Source organism: Kitasatospora misakiensis (assembly GCF_042656005.1).
Lineage (GTDB): Bacteria > Actinomycetota > Actinomycetes > Streptomycetales > Streptomycetaceae > Kitasatospora > Kitasatospora misakiensis.
Genome location: NZ_JBHSOF010000006.1, coordinates 88,044 through 106,308, shown reverse-complemented (window position 1 = coordinate 106,308; position 18,265 = coordinate 88,044). Strand labels below are relative to the sequence as shown.

The following is an 18,265-nucleotide window of genomic DNA, read 5'->3' as shown; positions in this document are numbered from 1 at the left end:
GTCAGAACCGCTGGTCGCGGACCACGTCGAGGTCGGTGAAGGTGGGCGGCGCGTCGCAGAGCGCCACCATCTCGCGGTAGATCCGGTCGGTCTCCGGCAGGTTCGAGTTGCGCATCGCCTCCTCGTACGAGGCGAACTCGACGATCTCCACCACGTGCCGAGGGTCGGAGCGGTCGGTGGCGACCAGCGCGTGGTCGGCGGTCCGCCGGCCCTCGGTCTTCTCGGCCCAGCGGTCCATCAGGCCGTTGAGTTCGTCGAGGTGGTCGGTGCGGCATTCGATGATCTGGACGAAGGTCATGGCGAGCCTCCTGCGTCCCCCTGGCCTCGATGATCGTTCGCCGGCCGTGCTCGCCCTCGGTCACCACTGTCCTCCTGCGGCCGCGCCCGCGGCAACCGGGGAGGGGAGGCTACTCGGCCTTGGCGAGCCGGATCTGCTCGGCGGCCAGCACCAGCTCGGCCTGGGCGACCACCCCGGCGGCCGGGGCCGGTACGGCGGCGGGCGCCTCGGCCACCGGCTCCGGAACGGCCTTGAACACCCAGGTCCGGTACGAGACGAAGCGGAACACCGTGCCCAGCGCGAGGCCGCCGACCTTCGCGGCCAGCTGCTCGACGTGCGAGTCGAGCCCGAGCGCGTACACCGAGACGCCGAGCACCCCGGTCTCGATCAGCATGCCGGCGCCGCTGAACAGCAGGAACAGCGTGATCTCGCGCTTGCGCGAGGCGGCGTCCCGGTCCCGGTACAGCCAGTAGCGGTAGCCCAGGTAGTTGGTGGCGATCGCGACCAGCGTGGCGGCGATGTTGGACCGCAGTGAAGCGAGGTGCAGACCATTGATGCAGACCCAGAAGACGGCGAAGTTGACCACGACGCCGCTGAGGCCGACCAGACCGAACTTCACCGCCTCGCCCGACAGGCCGCGCAGTTTCTCCGTCAGCGAGGGATTCGACGCCGTGGTCGTCGCCATACCGGGCTGCCTCCATGTGCTGCGTGTGCCTGCGTTGTGCCTGCGGTGTGCCTGCGGACGAAAGGGCGCCGGGGCGGATGTGCCGCGGGCCCCTTGAGCCCTGCGTGCACGCACATGATCGGATCGCGCGTATCAGGACCTGGCCGTCCAGGCTACCCGGTTCCGCCGATCGGCTCAGCCCCCCGTACCTGACCCCACGCGGCCCCACGACAGGGACGCGGTAGCGCCGGGAGCGGTTCCACCGCCTCCGACCGGCCCGGATATCCTGGCGGGGTGACTTCCCCGGGCAACACGAATTTTCCAGTGGTGGGCATGATCGGCGGCGGGCAGCTGGCCCGCATGGCACACCAGGCGGGCATCCCGCTCGGGATCCGGTTCAAGCTCCTCGCCGACACCCCCCAGGACTCGGCGGCGCAGGTCGTCTCCGACGTCGTCCTCGGCGACTACCGCGACCTGGACACCCTCCGCCGCTTCGCCGCCGGCTGCGACGTGATCACCTTCGACCACGAGCACGTGCCGACCGAGCACCTGCGGGCCCTGCAGGCCGACGGCATCGCCGTCCGGCCCGGCCCGGACGCGCTGGTCAACGCCCAGGACAAGGGTGTGATGCGGGCGAAGCTCGACTCCATCGGCGTCCCCTGCCCCCGGCACCGGCTGGTCGCCGACCCGGCCGACGTGACCGCCTTCGCCGAGGAGCTCAAGAGGGGCCAGGGCGAAGCCCTGTCGGGCGAGGGTGGCGGAGGGCGGCGGGCGGGCTACCCGGTGGTGCTGAAGACCGTCCGCGGCGGCTACGACGGCAAGGGCGTCTGGGTCGTCGGCGACGAGGAGGAGGCCCGGGCGCCGTTCCTGGCCGGCGTCCCGGTGCTCGCCGAGGAGAAGGTCGACTTCGTCCGCGAGCTGGCCGCCAACGTGGTCCGCTCGCCCAGCGGCCAGGCGGTCGCCTACCCGGTGGTGGAGAGCGTCCAGGAGAACGGCGTCTGCGCCGAGGTCACCGCCCCCGCGCCCGGCCTCGACCCCGCGCTCTCCGACGAGGCCCAGCAGCTCGCCCTGCGGATCGCCGGCGAGCTGGACATCACCGGCCACCTCGCGGTCGAGCTGTTCCAGACCCGGGACGGCCGGATCCTGGTCAACGAGCTGGCCATGCGCCCGCACAACTCCGGTCACTGGAGCCAGGACGGCGCCGTCACCTCGCAGTTCGAGAACCACCTGCGGGCCGTGCTCGACCTGCCGCTCGGCGACCCCCGGCCGCGCGCCGGGTGGACCGTCATGGTCAACGTCCTCGGCGGCGACTACCCGGACATGTACCACGCCTTCCTGCACTGCATGGCCCGTGACCCGGGCCTGCGCATCCACATGTACGGCAAGGACGTGAAGCCCGGCCGCAAGGTCGGCCACGTCAACGTCTTCGGGGAGGACCTCGACGACGTCCGTGAGCGCGCCCGCCACGCGGCCGCCTACCTGCGAGGAACGATCACCGAATGACGTCTACCCCCACCTCCCCGCTCGTCGGCATCGTCATGGGCTCGGACTCCGACTGGCCGGTGATGGAGGCCGCCGCCCAGGCGCTCGACGAGTTCGAGATCCCCTACGAGGTCGACGTCGTCTCCGCGCACCGGATGCCGCGCGAGATGGTCGCGTACGGCGAGAGCGCCCACAAGCGCGGCCTGAAGGCGATCATCGCGGGCGCCGGCGGCGCCGCCCACCTGCCGGGCATGCTCGCCTCGGTCACCCCGCTGCCGGTGATCGGCGTGCCGGTGCCGCTGCGCTACCTGGACGGCATGGACAGCCTGCTGTCGATCGTGCAGATGCCGGCCGGCGTGCCGGTGGCCACCGTCTCGGTGGCGGGCGCGCGCAACGCGGGCCTGCTCGCCGTCCGGATGCTGGCCGCCTTCGACGCGGACCTCACCGAGCGGATGACCGAGTTCCAGGCCGAGCTGAACAGCCAGGCCACCGAGAAGGGCAAGAAGCTCCGGGCCAAGGTGGCGGGTTCCGCCTCGTTCGGCTTCGGAAAGTAGTCATAAAAGCATCCTGGTCGGATACAACAGCTTTTATGACCTCTGAGCTGCTGGACTCCACCCCCGCCGCCCTGCTGGAGCGCGCCCGGGCCGTCCTCCGCACCGCCCCCGTGGTGGACGGCCACAACGACCTCCCCTGGGCGATGCGCGAACAGGCCGGCTACGACCTCGACGCGCTCGACCTGGCCGCCGACCAGAGCGCGCGGCTGCACACCGACCTCGTCCGCCTCACCGCGGGCGGGGTCGGCGCGCAGTTCTGGTCCGTCTACGTGCCGAGCCGGCTCGCCGGGGACCACGCGGTCAGCGCCACCCTCGAACAGATCGACTTCGTCCACGCCCTGGTCGACCGCTTCCCCGACCGGCTGCGGCTCGCGCTCACCGCCGACGACCTGGAGGCCGCCCGCGCCGAGGGCCGGATCGCCTCCCTCATCGGCGCCGAGGGCGGCCACTCGATCGACTGCTCGCTCGCCACCCTGCGCGCCCTGTACGCGCTCGGCGTCCGCTACATGACGCTCACCCACAACGACAACACGCCGTGGGCCGACTCCGCCACCGACAAGCCCGCCGCGGGCGGCCTCACCGCCTTCGGCGAGGAGGTCGTCCGGGAGATGAACCGGCTCGGCATGCTCGTCGACCTCTCGCACGTCTCGGCCGACACCATGCGCGACGCCCTGCGGGTCAGCGAGGCCCCGGTGCTGTTCTCGCACTCCTCGTCCCGCGCGGTCTGCGGCCACCCGCGCAACGTCCCCGACGACGTGCTGGCCCTGCTCGCCGGCAACGGCGGGGTGGCGATGGCCACCTTCGTGCCCAAGTTCATCCTGCCCGCCGCGATCGAGTGGACGGCCGCCGCCGACGAGAACATGCGCGCCCACGGCTTCGACCACCTCGACACCACCCCCGCCGGGATGGCCTGCCAGCGCGCCTACGAGGAGGCCAACCCCCGCCCGGTCGCCACCGTCTCCACCGTCGCCGACCACCTCGACCACATGCGCGAGGTCGCCGGCATCGACCACATCGGCATCGGCGGCGACTTCGACGGCACCGCCTTCCTCCCCGACGGCCTCGACGACGTCGCCGGCTACCCCAACCTGATCGCCGAACTGCTGCGCCGCGGCTGGTCGGAGGCGGACCTCTCCAAGCTCACCTGGCACAACGCGGTGCGCGTCCTGCGCGACGCCGAGACGGCCGCCGCGCGCCTGCGCGCCGGAGGCCGCACCCCGTCCCTCGCCACCCTGCCCGGTCTGGACGGCTCGGGCGGCCTCGGCTGACCGCCTGGTCGCGGCGGGGCGGGCCACACCGCCCCGCCGGGACCCGCGGGCTCAGCCCAGCCGCGGGAACTCGATCGCGGGGCACCTGTCCATGACCATCTCCACCCCGGCGCCGGTGGTCCGGGCGTAGGCCTCCTCGTCGACCACGCCGAGCTGGAACCAGACCGCCTTCGCCCCCACGGCCACCGCCTGGTCCGCCACCTCGCCGGCCAGCTCGCTGTTCACGAACACGTCCACCACGTCCACCGGGAACGGGATGTCGGCGAGCGAGCGGTAGCCCGGCTCGCCGAGGACCGTCTCGGCCTTCGGGTGGACGGGCACGATCCGCTTGCCGTGGCGCTGCAGCACCTGGGCCACCCCGTACGCGGCCCGGGCGGTGTTGGTGGACAGGCCGACCACCGCCCAGGTGTCGCCCTTGGCGGTGAGGATGGAGCGGACCGTCGCTTCGTCGCCGTAGTTCGTCATGCCCGGGGCAACGACCGCCCGGGGGCGGGGATTCCCGTCAGCTGGGGCGGCCGAGCGCCCGGTACGTCCAGCCGGCGGCGCGCCAGGCGTCGGCGTCCAGGACGTTGCGGCCGTCGAGCAGGCGGCGCTCGGCGACGACCGCGCCCAGCTCGGCCGGGTCGAGCCGGCGGAACTCCTGCCACTCGGTGAGGTGCAGGACGACGTGCGCCCCCTCGGCGGCCTCCAGGGCGGAGTCGGCGTAGGCCAGGCCGGGGAACATCTTGCGCGCGTTGTCCATCGCCTTGGGGTCGTAGACGGTGACCTGCGCGCCCTGGAGCTGGATCTGGGCGGCCACGTTCAGCGCGGGCGAGTCCCGGATGTCGTCCGAGTTGGGCTTGAAGGCGGCGCCGAGGACGGCGATCCGCCGGCCCAGGAAGCCGCCGTCGCACTGCTCGCGGGCCAGCTCGACCATCCGGGAGCGGCGGCGCATGTTGATCGAGTCGACCTCGCGGAGGAAGGTCAGGGCCTGGTCGGCGCCCAGCTCGCCGGCCCGGGCCATGAACGCCCGGATGTCCTTGGGCAGGCAGCCGCCGCCGAAGCCCAGGCCGGAGTTGAGGAACTTGCCGCCGATCCGCTCGTCCAGCGCGAGGGCCGCGCTCAGCTGGGTGACGTCGGCGCCGGCCGCCTCGCAGACCTCCGCCATCGCGTTGATGAAGGAGATCTTGGTGGCCAGGAAGGAGTTGGCGGCGGTCTTCACCAGCTCGGCGGTCGCGTAGTCGGTGACCAGGAACGGCACCCCGGCGGAGATCGGCTGGGCGTACACCTCGCGCAGCAGCCGCTCGGCGCGCTCGCTGCGGGCGCCGACCACGATCCGGTCCGGGCGCAGCGTGTCGTCGACGGCGAAGCCCTCGCGCAGGAACTCCGGGTTCCAGGCGAGTTCGGCAGCCTCGCCGACCGGGGCGAGGGCGGCCAGCCGCTCGGCCAGCCGGCCCGCCGAGCCGACCGGCACCGTGGACTTGCCGACCACCAGCACCGGGCGGGTCAGATAGGGGGCGAGCGAGTCGATCGCGGCGTCCACGTAGGACATGTCGGCGGCGAACTCGCCCTTGCGCTGCGGCGTGTTGACGCAGACGAAGTGCACGTCGCCGAACTCGGCGGCCTCCTGGGCGGAGGTGGTGAAGCGCAGCCGCCCGGTCGAACCCTCGTGGCCCGCCACGTGCTTGAGCAGCAGCTCGGACAGGCCCGGCTCGTACATCGGGACCTGGCCGGCGGTGAGGGTGGCGATCTTCTCCGGATCGATGTCCAGACCCAGCACCTCGAAGCCGAACTCCGCCATGGCGGCGGCGTGGGTGGCACCGAGATAGCCGGTGCCGATCACGGAGATGCGGAGGGTCACGGTTTCCCCTTCGGGCGTGCGACGGGCGACGTGCGGCGCGGTCCGGTGGGGTCGCGCCCACCGATGCTATCCGGCCGTGGGGGAAGCGCCCAGACCGTCCCGGAGGGTCCCGGTTCCGGCCGTTGTCCCGAAAGCTCCCCGCGGGGGCCGCGGCCGGCGGCACAATACGCGCATGGAGCCGGAGGACGAGCAGTCGGACGAGCCCGTACGGCGGCCGGTCCCGCCCGGACTGAGCCTCTTCGAGCCGCGCGAGCGGCCGGACGAAGCGGGCGGAGGCGGTCCTGGTGAGGGGGCGGAGCCCGAGCCCGCGCCCGAGCCGCCGGCCCGTCGCCGCCGCACCCGCCGGGTGCTGTTCTGGACCCTCTCCACCCTGCTCGTCCTCGTCCTCGGCGGCTGCGGCGCCCTCTGGTGGACCGCCGAGCACTACGCCTCCTCCGTGCACCGCATCCCGGACGCCTTCCCGACCGCGCCGGAGTCCGCCCAGCCGAAACCCGTCCCCGGCAGCGGCCTCAACCTCCTGCTGGTCGGCCTGGACGCCCGCTCCGACACCCCCACCACCGGCAGCGCCGCCAAGGCGCCGGCCTGGCAGGCCGGCGCGGCCCGCAGCGACACCATGATGCTGCTGCACCTCTCGGACGACCGGAGCTCGGCCACCCTGGTCTCACTGCCCCGGGACACCTGGGTGCCGGTCCCCGGCCACGGCGAGGCCAAGCTGAACGCCGCCTACTCCTGGGGCGGCCCGGCGCTGATGACCGAGACGGTGCAGAACCTCACCGGCATCCGGATCGACCACCTCGCGGTGATCGACTGGAACGGCTTCCGCGCCCTCACCGACGCGGTCGGCGGCGTGGACATCACCGTCCCACGCACCATCGAGGGCGTCGGCGAGGCCCGCGCCTGGGAGGCCGGCACCCACCACATGGACGGCGCCACCGCGCTGCTCTACGTCCGCGAGCGCTACGGTCTGCCCGGCGGAGACCTCGACCGCACCAAGCGCCAGCAGAACTTCCTGCGCGCGCTGATGCTCAAGGTGATGGACTCCGGCACGCTCACCAGCCCGTCGCGGCTGGGCGGCCTGCTGGGCACGGTCGGCGAGGTGGTCAGCGTCGACGACCGGCTCTCCAACACCGACCTGTTCCAACTCGTCTGGGGCCTGCGCTCGCTGCGCGCCGACGACGTCCGCTTCATGAACGCGCCGTTCGGCGGGTTCGCCACCCGCGGGGAGCAGAGTGTGGTGCTGCTGGCGGACCGCCCGGCGGAGCAGCTGTGGGAGGCGATCCGCAACGACCGGACGGACCAGTACTTCCAGCAGCACAAGGCCGGCGACACCCTCGGCACGGAGGTCGACTGACCTAGGCAGCCGCAGGTCGGCGGCCTAGGATCTCTACTTAACGGTAACTAACCGGTTTCACAGCTGGCACGACTCTCCGAAGAGGCAGGAATCATGGCGGGCAGCGCAGGGGCGGCGGACTTCGATCTCTTCCGGATCTCCGAGGAGCACGAGATGCTCCGTGAGGCGGTGCGTTCGCTGGCCGAGGCGAAGATCGCTCCGTTCGCGGCGGAGGTGGACGAGCAGGGGCGGTTCCCGCAGGAGGCGTTGGACGCGTTGCAGGGCAATGACCTGCATGCGGTGCATGTGCCGGAGGAGTTCGGTGGTGCGGGGGCGGACGCGTTGGCGACGGTGATCGTGATCGAGGAGGTGGCGCGGGTGTGCGCCTCGTCCTCGTTGATCCCGGCGGTGAACAAGCTCGGCTCGCTGCCGGTGCAGCTGTCCGGTTCGGAGGAGTTGAAGGCGAAGTACCTGGGCGCGCTGGCCCGGGGTGAGGGGATGTTCTCGTACTGCCTGTCGGAGCCGGAGGCGGGTTCGGACGCGGCGGGGATGAAGACCCGGGCGGTGCGGGACGGGGACTTCTGGGTGCTGAACGGTGTGAAGCGCTGGATCACCAACGCGGGTGTGTCGGAGTTCTACACCGTGATGGCGGTGACGGATCCGGAGCTGCGGTCGAAGGGCATTTCGGCGTTCGTGGTGGAGAAGGGCGACGAGGGCGTCTCCTTCGGCGCGCCGGAGCGGAAGTTGGGCATCAAGGGGTCGCCGACGCGTGAGGTGTACTTCGACAATGTGCGGATCCCGGCGGACCGGATGATCGGCGCGGAGGGGACGGGGTTCGCGACGGCGATGAAGACCCTGGACCACACGCGGGTGACGATCGCGGCGCAGGCGTTGGGGATCGCGCAGGGGGCGTTGGACTACGCGAAGGGCTATGTGCGGGAGCGGAAGCAGTTCGGGAAGCCGATCGGTGATTTCCAGGGTGTGCAGTTCATGTTGGCGGACATGGCGATGAAGTTGGAGGCGGCGCGGCAGTTGACGTATGCGGCGGCGGCGAAGTCGCAGCGTACGGATGCGGATCTGACGTTCTTCGGGGCGGCGGCGAAGTGTTTCGCGTCGGACGCGGCGATGGAGATCACGACGGACGCGGTGCAGTTGCTGGGTGGGTACGGGTACACGCGGGACTACCCGTTGGAGCGGATGATGCGGGACGCGAAGATCACGCAGATCTACGAGGGCACCAACCAGATCCAGCGCATCGTGATGGCCCGCAACCTGCCGTAGCCCCGCCCGGGGCCTCCGCGGTACCCGCCCTCGGGCCCCCGGACCACCGCCGTACGCGGGCCGGTCCGGGTGTTCGAGGCCGATGCTATGTTCCGGGAATGAGCGAGAAGGAAGAGCAGGACCAGCCCATGAACGACGGGCATCCGAAGCCCGCGATGCGCGAGGCGCTGGTTGCCGCCGCCTTCGAGCTCTTCCTGGAACGCGGCTTCGAGCAGACCACGATCGACGACATCGTCTCGCTCGCCGGCGTCGGCCGGCGCTCCTTCTTCCGCTACTTCCCGGCCAAGGAGGACGTGGTCTTCCCCGACCACGAGCGCGGCCTCGCCGAGATGACGGAGTTCCTGGAGTCCGGCACCGGTGAGGAGGACCCGGTCCGGCACGCGGGCGACGCCGCCCGGCTCGTCCTGCGGATGTACGCCGAGCAGCCGTCCTTCTCCGTCCAGCGCTACCGCCTCACCCGCAAGGTGCCCGGCCTGCGCGCCTACGAGCTGTCCGTCGTCTGGCGCTACGAGCACACCCTGGCGCACTACCTGCGCGGCCGCTTCGCCGAGCGCCCGGACGGGCCGCTGCGGGCCGACGTGGTCGCCGCCGCGGTGGTCGCCGCGCACAACCACGCCCTGCGCACCTGGCTCCGCTCGGGCGGCGAGAGCGACTGGGTGGCCGAGGTGGACCGGGCGATGGCCTTCGTCACCGACACCTGGAGCGAGCGCGCCGCCGGGGGGGACGCGGCCTCGGACGGCCTCGGCCCGGCGGAGCAGGACGACGTCGTGGTCCTGGTCGCCAGCCGCCGGGCGCCGCTCTGGCGGATGGTCCAGGGCATCGAGAGCGCCCTCGGCGAGCCCCGGCGGATTCAGCAGGACTGACCTCGCTTACCGGGTGACCGGGGCGCTCACCCGCCCGGCGCAACCCCCGCCGGGGCGCGCCGGGCCCGGGCGGTTGCCCGCCGTGCGACAGCCTCCGTCGCGGGCGAGACTCGGTCCCAGGACGCGGCCGGAGCCGGACCGGCCCGGGGAGCGCGACGGAGGCGGACGATGGCCGAGCCGACCGGTGGTCCGAGCGGGAGCGAGGACCCGACGGCCCGCGCCGACCCGGCCACCCGCGCCGACCCGGAGCCCGGACGGCCGTCCCCCACCGTGCACGGGGTGCTGCGCTCCAAGGGCTACCTCGGCCTCCTCCTGATCTCGGCCCTGGTCGGCGTCCCGGTCTCGCTGGCCGCCTTCTGGTTCGTCGGCCTGGAGCACCAGCTCCAGCACTGGATCTGGGAGAGCCTCCCGGAGGCCCTCGGCCACGACCGCGCGCCCTGGTGGTGGCCGCTGCCCGCGCTGCTGCTGGCCGGCCTGCTGCTCGCGCCGATCGTCACCCGGGTGCCCGGCCGGGGCGGCCACATCCCGGTGGACGGCCTGGGCGGACCGCCCGCCCCGCCGAGGACGGTGCCCGGCGTCGTCCTCGCGGCCCTCGCCTGCCTGCCGCTCGGCGCGGTGCTCGGCCCGGAGGCACCGCTGATGGCGATGGGCGGCGGACTGGCGCTGCTCGCCGTCCGGCCGTCCCGCCGCGCGGCCCGGCCCCAGATGGTGCCGGTGCTCGGCGCGGCCGGTGCGACGGCGGCGATCTCCACCATCTTCGGCAGCCCGCTGGTGGCGGCCGTGATGATGATCGAGGCGGCCGGTCTCGGCGGGCCGCAACTCCTGCTGCTGATCATGCCGTGCCTGCTGGCGAGCGGCGTCGGCGCGCTGGTCTTCACCGGCTTCGGCCACTGGACCGGGCTCTCGGTCGGCGCCCTCTCGCTGCCCTCGGAACCACCGGGCGGGGTCCCGGACCCGGGCGACTTCCTCTGGGGCCTGCCGGTCGCCGTCGCCGTCACCGTGATCTGCGTGGCCGGCCAGACGCTCGGCCACCGGGTCAAGGCCTTCACCGTCGGCGACCCGGAGCGCGCCGGGCCGCCGCCGACGACCCGGCAGACCGCGCTCCGCACGGTGCTGTGCGCGATCGCGGTCGGCGCGTGCATCTCCGCGTACGCCCTGCTGACGGACCGCTCGCCGGAGGAGGCGGCGCTCTCCGGCCAGGCCACCCTGGGCGCGCTGGCAGCGGACCCGGCGGCCTGGTCGGTGTTCGCGCTGCTGGCGCTGACGCTCTGCAAGACGGCCGCCTGGGGCATCGCCCTGGGCAGTCTGCGCGGCGGTCCGATCTTCCCCGCGGTGCTGATCGGCGCCGCCGTCGGGGTGGTCTGCGGCCCGCTGCCCGGTCTCGGCACCGAGTCGGGCCTGGCGGTCGGCCTGGCCGCCGCCGCGACGGCGGTCACCCGGCTGCCGGTCACCAGCACCGTGCTGGCGGCCGCCCTGCTGGGACCGGAGGCGCCGGACTCCCTCCCGCTGCTGCTGGTGACCGCCGTGACGTCCTTCGTCGTCGCCGAACTGCTGCGCGGCCGTCTCGCCCCTCGCCCACCGGCGGCCCAGGCCCCGGCCGGCGCGCCCGCCGACCACGCTCCGTGACCGAGCCCACCACTCATCGGGAAACCGGGAAAACGAAAAGCGGGCCAGGATTTCTCCTGGCCCGCTCAGCGGTGTCCGAGGGGGGACTTGAACCCCCACGCCCGATAAAGGGCACTAGCACCTCAAGCTAGCGCGTCTGCCATTCCGCCACCCGGACGGGGTGTTGTCCTTGCGGCTTCCTTCTGTTCGTCGGCCGCGCTGACAGATGTAACTGTAGCAGTGATCTGCTGCGGGTCCCAAAACGGCTCCGGATGGGGGAGTGGGGGTTGCGGCGGTGTGTCGGCGTGTTTCCTGGGGGTGGATCCGGGTCGGGGGCTGGGAGAGGATGGGCGGACGTGCTCGTGCGACCCGGGTGCAGGTCTCGGGGCGCCGCTGGGGCGTCGGTGCGGGCCAGAGACGAGGAGTGACCGTGAGCGAGCGGAGCGAGTCGGCGGGGCGGGCGGAGGCACCGAAGGTGACGGGAGAGTCCGAGGTCGCCGACATCTGCCGCGATCTGATCCGGATCGACACCAGCAACTACGGCGACGGTTCCGGCCCGGGCGAGCGGAAGGCCGCCGAGTACGTGGCCGAGCAGCTCGCCGAGTTCGGCCTCGAACCGCAGATCATCGAGTCGGCCAAGGGGCGCGCGTCCACCGTCGTCCGGATCGAGGGTGAGGACCGCTCGCGTCCGGGCCTGCTGATCCACGGGCACACCGACGTGGTGCCGGCCAACGCCGCGGACTGGACGTACGACCCGTTCGCCGGCGAGATCGCGGACGGCTGCGTCTGGGGGCGCGGCGCGGTCGACATGAAGGACATGGACGCGATGACCCTGGCGGTGGTCCGCGACCGGCTGCGCACCGGCCGCAAGCCCCCGCGCGACCTGGTGCTGGCCTTCCTCGCCGACGAGGAGGCGGGCGGCACGTACGGCGCCCGGTACCTGGTGGACAAGCACCCGGGGCTCTTCGAGGGCGTGACCGAGGCGATCGGCGAGGTCGGCGGCTTCTCCTTCACCGTCAACGACCGCACCAGGCTCTACCTGGTGGAGACGGCCGAGAAGGGCATGCACTGGATGCGGCTCACGGTCGAGGGCCGGGCCGGGCACGGGTCGATGGAGAACGACGACAACGCCATCACCGAGCTGTGCGAGGCGGTCGCCCGCCTCGGGCGCCACCAGTTCCCGCTGCGCATCACCAAGACCGTCCGGGCCTTCCTGGACGAGCTGTCGGACGCGCTGGGCGTCGAGCTCGACCCGGAGAACATGGACGAGACGCTCCGGGTGCTGGGCGGCATCGCCAAGATGATCGGCACCACGCTGCGCAACACCGCCCAGCCGACCATGCTCGGTGCCGGCTACAAGGTGAACGTCATCCCCGGCCAGGCCACCGCGCATGTGGACGGCCGCTTCCTGCCCGGCTACGAGGAGGAGTTCCTGGCCGAGCTGGACAGCGTGCTCGGCCCGCGCGTGAAGCGGGAGAGCCTGCACTCGGACAAGGCGATCGAGACCAGCTTCGACGGCGCCCTGGTCGAGGCGATGCAGACCGCGCTGCGCGCCGAGGACCCGATCGCCCGCGCCGTGCCGTACTGCCTGTCCGGCGGGACGGACGCCAAGTCCTTCCAGGACCTCGGGATCCGCTGCTTCGGCTTCGCCCCGCTGCAGCTGCCGCCGGAGCTGGACTTCGCCGGGATGTTCCACGGGGTGGACGAGCGGGTACCGGTGGACGGTCTGAAGTTCGGCGTGCGGGTGCTGGACCGGTTCATCGACGCCTGCTGACCTGGGCGGGAGCCGCGCGGTGACCTGCCGCGCGGCTCCCCTCGTCCGGCCCCTCCAGCCCCACCGTCCGCCTCGTCGCCCGAGCCGACAGATCGATGACATGTTCGTCGTATCACCGGTCCGGGTGAATGCAACGCCTGTTCCGTACCCCGTTTGCCGCAACGTCGTTTCTTCCTGTGACAGCCCGGAACCGATATCCGGGTGTTCATACAGGAGGAATGATGAAGGTCAAGAAGATCGCCGCCGTGACCGCCGCCACCGGTGGCCTGGTGCTCGCCGTCTCCGGTGTCGCTTCCGCTCACGGCGGGGCCGCTGCCGAGGGTGTGGCCGCCGGTTCCCCGGGTGTCGTGTCCGGCAACCTGGTCCAGGTCCCGGTGCACATCCCGGTGAACGCGTGTGGCAACTCCGTCAGCGTGATCGGCGTGCTGAACCCGGCGTTCGGCAACTCCTGCGCGAACGTCTGAGCCCTCGCGGGTCGTTGAGTCGGGCCCCCGGGGCGGCGTGCGCGCCGCCCCGGGGGCGCCTGCTTGTCGGGCGCGCCCCCGGGTCAGCCCATGACATCCCTCGAAAGAGTGAACAGGGGCCGCACGGCTCAACCTCCCCGCGAGTTGCTTCGTTTTCTCCCATACACCCGAGGACCTCTCCGCCCAATCGGAAATTCCGACTTTCGGAAGGTCGTCACGTCGTCTCGAAATGTCAGGGGAAAATATGAGGAACGCAGCCAAGAAGGGGCTCCTCACGGCCGTGGCCACGGGCAGTGTGCTGGCCTCGACCGCCGGTTACGCCAGCGCGACCGCCGGGGCGGAGGGCGCGGCGGTGGGTTCGCCGGGGGTCGCGTCCGGCAACTCGGTGCAGGTGCCGGTCGAGGTGCCGATCAACGCCTGCGGCAACACGGTCGACGTGGTCGGCGTGCTGAACCCGGCGTACGGCAACAACTGCGCCAACGCCTCCGGGCGTCCGGGCGGCGCGCACGCGGGCGGCGGCAAGTCGGCCTCGGGCTCGGCCGCCTCCGGTACGGCCGCCGACTCGCCCGGTGTGGCTTCCGGCAACAGCGTCCAGGCCCCGGTGCACGTGCCCGTCAACGCCTGCGGGAACTCGGTCGACGTGGTCGGCGCCGCCAACCCGGCGTTCGGCAACGACTGCGCCAATGCGGCGGCGCCCGCGCACACCTCGCCCGCCAAGCCCGACGACGACTGCCCGGAGGAGCACGGTTCGCACAACCCGCCGCCGCCCGCCACCGGTCAGCCCTCGACGCCGCCCGTCACCCAGAGCCCGAGCAGCGGTGAGAGCACGCCGGGCACCCCCCGCAACGGCGGCCCGACCGCCGTGGTGCCGCCCGGCACCGGCACCACCGGGACGACCGGCGGCTCCGCGGGCCCGGCGGGCAGCGGCCCCGGCGCGCAGCAGGGCGGGTCGGCGGACCGGGGGACCCCCGGCCTGGCGCACCCGGCCGCCGCGCGAACCGGCAGCCCGTCCGCGGCCCCGTCCGCCGCCGCGACCGCCGCGGCCGGCACCCAGCTGGCCTCCACCGGCGCGGGCGACACCGAGCTGCTCGGTGCGGCCGGCCTCGCCCTGCTGATCGGCGGCGGCGTCCTCTACCGCCGCGCCCGCGCCGGCGCCCGCTGAGTGCTCCCGGAGTCCCGGCCCCGGGCTGACGCCGCACTGGGCCGGGACTCCGCGCGGGGCCGGGGCACCGCAGTCCCGCGGTGCCCCGGTCGCCGTGCGGTCGCCGTGCGGTCGCCGTCACCGGCCTCGGCTCGCCCTCACCAGCTCCGGACCTGCCGGATGATCCGCCGGCGCAGCAGCACGGTCCGGCTCCCGTCCGGGAACAGCCGGAGTCTGTCCAGCTCCCAGTGCCCGTACTCGGCGTGATCGGTGAGGAGTTGACGTGCCGCGTTGCGGGACGTCCCGCGCGGCATGCGCAGCGACTGGTATTCGTACTCCGGCTGCCGGACCGGCTTCGGTGGGGTCAAAACGCTCCTCCTGTGGGACACCTGCGCGCAAGCCTACGGCCTGCCTCCGACAACGGGCCCGGGTATTTTCGGCCGCCCGGACCCGCACCGCACTGACTGGACATCAGTTCCGTTGCTCCTGTGGTTTGCATACCCCGGGCGCGCCCGGTGAAGCGACACCCGGACGGGCTCGCGTGCACGCCCGGCGCGCGCCGTCGGACGCTCCCCGAGGGGGTACAGAACCACCCGGAACGGACATCGCGGAGGAAGTTGCGGTGAAATCGCGGTTGTAGGTGACAACCGCTGTGCGTACCGGCACCGAGGGGAGATAGCGTCTGCACCATGTCTGATGCCGCGCAGCCCACCATTGCCGAGGTACGCGCCGCCGCCGAGGCGGTCAAGGCCGCCATCGACCGTCATCTGGAAGCGGTGTCAAGCCCCAGCGCAGCGGACGATTCCGCTGTGTCCACCGCCTACGAGCAGCTCGCGACGGCGGCCATCGCGTACGACCAGCTCCTGTACGAGGCCTACGACGAGGTCACCCCCTTCGAGGTCCCCGGGGACGAGGGCCCGGGCGGGTACCACGGCCCGGAACAGCCCGAGGCGATCAGTGTGCTGATCCGCCGTGACTACCACGTCGTCGACCCGAAGCGGCTGCGTGCCCAGGCCGAGCGGCTGGACGACTCGCTGACCCCCGACGGGGCCTCGGGCGGTGGGGTGAACGCCGCGATCGGCGTGCTGTTCGGTGAGTTCGAGCCGGACGAGATCGCCGCCCGCAGTGAGGAGTTCGGGCTGGAGGAGGGCGACTCCACGCTCTGGGTGGCCGCCGCCGAGCCGAGCGAGCCGGGGGAGTGGCTGCCGGAACCCTTCGAACACGCGGATCCGCAGCTGCTGATCTGCCGCTTCGACGTCAGCGAGGTCTACGACGACGAGGACCCCGAGGAGTGACCTCCGGCGGCTGACCCCGTCGGCCGGTCCCACGACGCCGCTCCGGGCGCACGATTTCGGACGTTCCCCGCGCGGGAGCGCGGAATGCGGAACGGGAGGGTCCCCCTCGAAACCGAGGGGGACCCTCCCGTCGTTCGTTCGGGCCGCAGACAGGCCGCACGCGGTCCGGCGGCCGTGCCCGAGGTCAGTACACCTGGGCGGCGTTCTCGGCGAGGATCGCGCGCAGCCGGGTGGTGCGCGGGGCGGCGGGACGCTCGGCGACGGCCTGCGGGAGCGCCGGGCCGGCGGCGTGGACCACCGAGAGGTGCCGCTCGCCGCGGCCGAACGCGGTGTAGACCCACTGCCGGGTGAGCGCCGCGCCCGCGTCGTCCGGCAGGACCACCACCGCGCCCGGCCAGTGCCGGCCGACCGCCTGGTGGACGGTCAGCGCCCAGCCGTGCCGCAGCTTCCCGGCCTCCGCGGGCGCGACGGTGCGGCGGGTGCCGTCCGGGTACTCCAGGTGCAGGCCGGCGGCGTCGCCGTCGACCACCCGGGCGAGCCGGGTGTGGCCGGGCGCGGGCGAGTCGGCGACCCGGTCGCCGGGGTCGAAGCCGCCGAACCGGCCCGGGCCCGGGTTGAGCCGGGCCTTGGCGGCCGCGTTCAGCGCGCGGGTGCCGGCCGCGCCACCGTGCCCGGGGGTGAGCAGGACGACCTGCTCGGACGGGATGCCGAGGGCGCGCGGGATCGAGTCGGTGAGCAACTGGATGGCGCGGTGGACGGCCTCGCCGGCGTCCTTGGCGGTCAGGATGACCACCTCCTTGTCCGGCGCCTCGACCGGCTGGAGCTCGCCGATGCCGACGCCGGAGACCAGCTCGCCGATCGGGCCGAAGTCCGGGGTGCGGGAGGAGACGGCCGGGCAGACCTTGGCGGCGAGCAGGTCGGCGAAGAACCGGCCCGGGCCCGCGGACCAGAGCTGGCCGGGGTCGCCGCTGAGCACCAGCCGGCTGCCGTCGGCGAGCGACTCCAGCAGGGTGGCGGCCAGCTCGACGTCCAGCAGCGGGGCGTCCAGCACGATCAGCAGGTCGAGCGCGAGCGTGCCGTCGGAGGACCGGCCGGGGCCGGCCGCGCCGGCGAGCAGCTCGGCCAGCGTGGCGACGGGTGCGGGGGCCGGGGCGTCGGCGAGCGGGGCGAGCGCCGCGAAGGCATCCCGGCCGTGGTCGGTCCAGGTGGCGGCCCAGGCGCGCAGCCCGAGGCCGGTGGCGGCGGCCAGCAGGGCGGCCGGCTCGGCGCGGGCCGCCTCGCCGCCGGTGTGCAGGACGAGCGCGCTCTCGGCGGCGGCCCGGACCAGGGCGGTCGCGGAGGAGGAGGGGGCCGCCGCGGCGGCGGCCTCCCAGGCGGTCGGAGCGGGCGCGGCGGGCGACTCCCCGGCGGGCTCCTCGGCGGCGTTGTCGGCCCCGTCCTCGTCGGACTCCTCGACCGACTCGCCGGAGTCCTCGGCCGTGCCCTCGGCGTCACCGTCCTCCGCCGGGTCCTCCCCGGGCACGAAGGTGGACATCAGCCGGACCAGCCCGTCGGCGAGGCTCTCCTCGGCCAGCGCCAGGCGCTCCAGGGCGAGCAGCGTCCGGGTCGGCGGCTCGTCCTCCTCGTCCCCGCCCGCCGCGTGCGCCTCGGCACCGGTGAGCTCCTCCTGGAACGGCATCGCCCGGCCGTCGAGCACCGCGGCCTGGACGGCGGCGGCGGAGTCCGGCACTCCGAGCCGCTCCAGCCCGGCCGTCACCTCGCCGATCTCCAGGGCGGAGTGGCCGCGCAGCGCCGCCTGCTCCAGCACCCAGCCGACCAGGGCCTGGGCCCGGCGCGGGTCGCCCGGGCCCGCCGCCGGACCGAGCAGACCGCGGGCGAAGCCGTCCGCGTGCTCAGGGCGGACGCCGGGCAGGGTGAGCACCGCCCACGGGTCCTCGCGGAGCTGCTCGGCCGTGCCGTCGCCGAACACCGACACGGCGGCGGCGGCCAGCTCGGCCGGGGCGCCGCCCGCGGTGAGCACCTCGGCGGTGGCCTTGAGCGCCTGCGCCCGCTGCTCGTCCGTCACCGCCCGGTCGGTCGCGGCGCCGCCGGCGGGGGCCGCCCCGGTCTCCGGCCCGGCTTCGGGGGAGACCGGCCCGGCGGCGCCCTCGGCGGACCGGCCCACCGAGCGGACCCGCTCCGCCAGCGCCGCGACGGCCGCCGCCCGCTCCGCCGGGTCGACAGCCGGACCGGCGGCGTCCGAGGCCACCTCACCCGAAGCCGCCCCGTCCGAGGCCGCCGAGCCCTCCGCGCCCGCCGGACCCCGGTCCGTCGACGCCTGGGCGGGAACGGAGCCCCGGTCGGCCGTCTCGCCGCCGGCGCCCGGGCCCGTCGAGGCCTCCTCCGGAGCGCCGTTCTCCGCGTCAGTCATCGTCCGCTCCACAAAAG

General features: G+C 73.6%; 16 protein-coding genes, 1 tRNA gene and 1 pseudogene. 11 read left to right on the top strand and 7 right to left on the bottom strand.

Going from position 1 to position 18,265, the window contains the following annotated elements; genetic code table 11:
- Nucleotides 1–7: 7 nt before the first annotated feature.
- Both ACFP3U_RS07435 and ACFP3U_RS07430 read right to left on the bottom strand, forming a co-directional pair.
- Nucleotides 8–298: pseudogene (locus tag ACFP3U_RS07435) on the bottom strand (ester cyclase); the annotation flags it as partial.
- Between the two features lie 109 nt (nucleotides 299–407).
- Entirely contained in the window at nucleotides 408–962 is a 555-nt protein-coding gene (locus ACFP3U_RS07430; protein ID WP_380224436.1) for a GtrA family protein, read from the bottom strand.
- 273 nt (nucleotides 963–1,235) lie between these two features.
- Here ACFP3U_RS07430 and ACFP3U_RS07425 point away from each other — a divergent pair, with 273 nt between their 5' ends.
- From ACFP3U_RS07425 to ACFP3U_RS07415, 3 genes are read left to right on the top strand one after another with little or no spacing between them, the layout of a single operon-like run.
- Entirely contained in the window at nucleotides 1,236–2,444 is a 1,209-nt protein-coding gene (locus tag ACFP3U_RS07425) for a 5-(carboxyamino)imidazole ribonucleotide synthase (RefSeq protein WP_380224435.1), read from the top strand.
- Nucleotides 2,441–2,977 carry a 5-(carboxyamino)imidazole ribonucleotide mutase gene (purE, locus tag ACFP3U_RS07420; protein WP_380224434.1) on the top strand — a complete coding sequence of 179 codons (537 nt, stop codon included), beginning with the start codon at nucleotides 2,441–2,443 and terminating at the stop codon, nucleotides 2,975–2,977. Before ACFP3U_RS07425 ends, purE begins: the two co-directional genes overlap by 4 nt.
- A gap of 35 nt (nucleotides 2,978–3,012) precedes the next feature.
- Entirely contained in the window at nucleotides 3,013–4,245 is a 1,233-nt protein-coding gene (locus ACFP3U_RS07415; RefSeq protein ID WP_380224433.1) for a dipeptidase, read from the top strand.
- Nucleotides 4,246–4,296: 51 nt separating this feature from the next.
- On the opposite strand, the gene ACFP3U_RS07410 is transcribed toward ACFP3U_RS07415, so the two are convergent.
- Together ACFP3U_RS07410 and ACFP3U_RS07405 are read right to left on the bottom strand one after the other, a co-directional pair.
- Nucleotides 4,297–4,710 carry a CoA-binding protein gene (locus tag ACFP3U_RS07410; RefSeq protein ID WP_380224432.1) on the bottom strand — a complete coding sequence of 138 codons (414 nt, stop codon included), beginning with the start codon at nucleotides 4,708–4,710 and terminating at the stop codon, nucleotides 4,297–4,299.
- Between the two features lie 37 nt (nucleotides 4,711–4,747).
- A complete protein-coding gene (locus ACFP3U_RS07405) occupies nucleotides 4,748–6,085 on the bottom strand; it encodes a UDP-glucose dehydrogenase family protein (protein ID WP_380224431.1) in 1,338 nt (445 codons plus the stop codon).
- Between the two features lie 172 nt (nucleotides 6,086–6,257).
- Here ACFP3U_RS07405 and ACFP3U_RS07400 point away from each other — a divergent pair, with 172 nt between their 5' ends.
- The 4 genes from ACFP3U_RS07400 (at nucleotide 6,258) to ACFP3U_RS07385 (ending at nucleotide 11,185) form a co-directional block, all read left to right on the top strand.
- Nucleotides 6,258–7,436 carry an LCP family protein gene (locus ACFP3U_RS07400; RefSeq protein ID WP_380224430.1) on the top strand — a complete coding sequence of 393 codons (1,179 nt, stop codon included), beginning with the start codon at nucleotides 6,258–6,260 and terminating at the stop codon, nucleotides 7,434–7,436.
- 93 nt (nucleotides 7,437–7,529) lie between these two features.
- On the top strand, nucleotides 7,530–8,696 hold the full coding sequence (locus ACFP3U_RS07395; RefSeq protein WP_380224429.1) for an acyl-CoA dehydrogenase family protein: 1,167 nt from the start codon (nucleotides 7,530–7,532) through the stop codon (nucleotides 8,694–8,696).
- A 155-nt stretch (nucleotides 8,697–8,851) separates the two neighbouring features.
- Nucleotides 8,852–9,559: a TetR family transcriptional regulator gene (locus tag ACFP3U_RS07390; protein ID WP_380224546.1), complete on the top strand. Its 708-nt coding sequence runs from the start codon at nucleotides 8,852–8,854 to the stop codon at nucleotides 9,557–9,559.
- 168 nt (nucleotides 9,560–9,727) lie between these two features.
- Nucleotides 9,728–11,185, top strand: coding sequence for a chloride channel protein (locus ACFP3U_RS07385; protein ID WP_380224428.1), 1,458 nt, complete (start codon nucleotides 9,728–9,730; stop codon nucleotides 11,183–11,185).
- Nucleotides 11,186–11,257: 72 nt separating this feature from the next.
- Here ACFP3U_RS07385 and ACFP3U_RS07380 read toward each other — a convergent pair.
- A tRNA-Leu gene (locus tag ACFP3U_RS07380) sits at nucleotides 11,258–11,342 on the bottom strand.
- Nucleotides 11,343–11,594: 252 nt separating this feature from the next.
- On the opposite strand from ACFP3U_RS07380, the gene ACFP3U_RS07375 reads away from it, so the two are divergent.
- The 3 genes from ACFP3U_RS07375 to ACFP3U_RS07365 all read left to right on the top strand — a co-directional run bounded on the left by ACFP3U_RS07375 (nucleotide 11,595) and on the right by ACFP3U_RS07365 (nucleotide 14,564).
- The gene (locus ACFP3U_RS07375) at nucleotides 11,595–12,938 is read left to right on the top strand and encodes a M20/M25/M40 family metallo-hydrolase (protein ID WP_380224427.1); all 1,344 of its coding nucleotides are present in this window, start codon (nucleotides 11,595–11,597) and stop codon (nucleotides 12,936–12,938) included.
- A gap of 218 nt (nucleotides 12,939–13,156) precedes the next feature.
- Nucleotides 13,157–13,402: a chaplin gene (locus ACFP3U_RS07370; RefSeq protein WP_380224426.1), complete on the top strand. Its 246-nt coding sequence runs from the start codon at nucleotides 13,157–13,159 to the stop codon at nucleotides 13,400–13,402.
- A gap of 244 nt (nucleotides 13,403–13,646) precedes the next feature.
- Nucleotides 13,647–14,564, top strand: coding sequence for a chaplin (locus tag ACFP3U_RS07365; protein WP_380224425.1), 918 nt, complete (start codon nucleotides 13,647–13,649; stop codon nucleotides 14,562–14,564).
- Nucleotides 14,565–14,701: 137 nt separating this feature from the next.
- Here ACFP3U_RS07365 and ACFP3U_RS07360 read toward each other — a convergent pair whose 3' ends face one another.
- Nucleotides 14,702–14,911, bottom strand: a complete 210-nt coding sequence (locus ACFP3U_RS07360) for a DUF5703 family protein (protein WP_037846781.1) — start codon at nucleotides 14,909–14,911, stop codon at nucleotides 14,702–14,704.
- A 321-nt stretch (nucleotides 14,912–15,232) separates the two neighbouring features.
- Here ACFP3U_RS07360 and ACFP3U_RS07355 point away from each other — a divergent pair, with 321 nt between their 5' ends.
- On the top strand, nucleotides 15,233–15,838 hold the full coding sequence (locus tag ACFP3U_RS07355) for a hypothetical protein (RefSeq protein ID WP_380224424.1): 606 nt from the start codon (nucleotides 15,233–15,235) through the stop codon (nucleotides 15,836–15,838).
- A gap of 184 nt (nucleotides 15,839–16,022) precedes the next feature.
- Here ACFP3U_RS07355 and ACFP3U_RS07350 read toward each other — a convergent pair whose 3' ends face one another.
- Entirely contained in the window at nucleotides 16,023–18,248 is a 2,226-nt protein-coding gene (locus ACFP3U_RS07350; protein WP_380224423.1) for a helix-hairpin-helix domain-containing protein, read from the bottom strand.
- Nucleotides 18,249–18,265: the final 17 nt, after the last annotated feature.

What these genes read in the sequence shown, in the direction of transcription:
- ACFP3U_RS07430 (WP_380224436.1), bottom strand. Translation starts at nt 962, where the DNA reads ATGGCGACGACCACGGCGTCGAATCCCTCGCTGACGGAGAAACTGCGC.
- purE (WP_380224434.1), top strand. Translation starts at nt 2,441, where the DNA reads ATGACGTCTACCCCCACCTCCCCGCTCGTCGGCATCGTCATGGGCTCG.
- ACFP3U_RS07415 (WP_380224433.1), top strand. Translation starts at nt 3,013, where the DNA reads ATGACCTCTGAGCTGCTGGACTCCACCCCCGCCGCCCTGCTGGAGCGC.
- ACFP3U_RS07410 (WP_380224432.1), bottom strand. Translation starts at nt 4,710, where the DNA reads ATGACGAACTACGGCGACGAAGCGACGGTCCGCTCCATCCTCACCGCC.
- ACFP3U_RS07400 (WP_380224430.1), top strand. Translation starts at nt 6,258, where the DNA reads ATGGAGCCGGAGGACGAGCAGTCGGACGAGCCCGTACGGCGGCCGGTC.
- ACFP3U_RS07395 (WP_380224429.1), top strand. Translation starts at nt 7,530, where the DNA reads ATGGCGGGCAGCGCAGGGGCGGCGGACTTCGATCTCTTCCGGATCTCC.
- ACFP3U_RS07390 (WP_380224546.1), top strand. Translation starts at nt 8,852, where the DNA reads ATGCGCGAGGCGCTGGTTGCCGCCGCCTTCGAGCTCTTCCTGGAACGC.
- ACFP3U_RS07385 (WP_380224428.1), top strand. Translation starts at nt 9,728, where the DNA reads ATGGCCGAGCCGACCGGTGGTCCGAGCGGGAGCGAGGACCCGACGGCC.
- ACFP3U_RS07370 (WP_380224426.1), top strand. Translation starts at nt 13,157, where the DNA reads ATGATGAAGGTCAAGAAGATCGCCGCCGTGACCGCCGCCACCGGTGGC.
- ACFP3U_RS07365 (WP_380224425.1), top strand. Translation starts at nt 13,647, where the DNA reads ATGAGGAACGCAGCCAAGAAGGGGCTCCTCACGGCCGTGGCCACGGGC.
- ACFP3U_RS07355 (WP_380224424.1), top strand. Translation starts at nt 15,233, where the DNA reads ATGTCTGATGCCGCGCAGCCCACCATTGCCGAGGTACGCGCCGCCGCC.
- ACFP3U_RS07350 (WP_380224423.1), bottom strand. Translation starts at nt 18,248, where the DNA reads ATGACTGACGCGGAGAACGGCGCTCCGGAGGAGGCCTCGACGGGCCCG.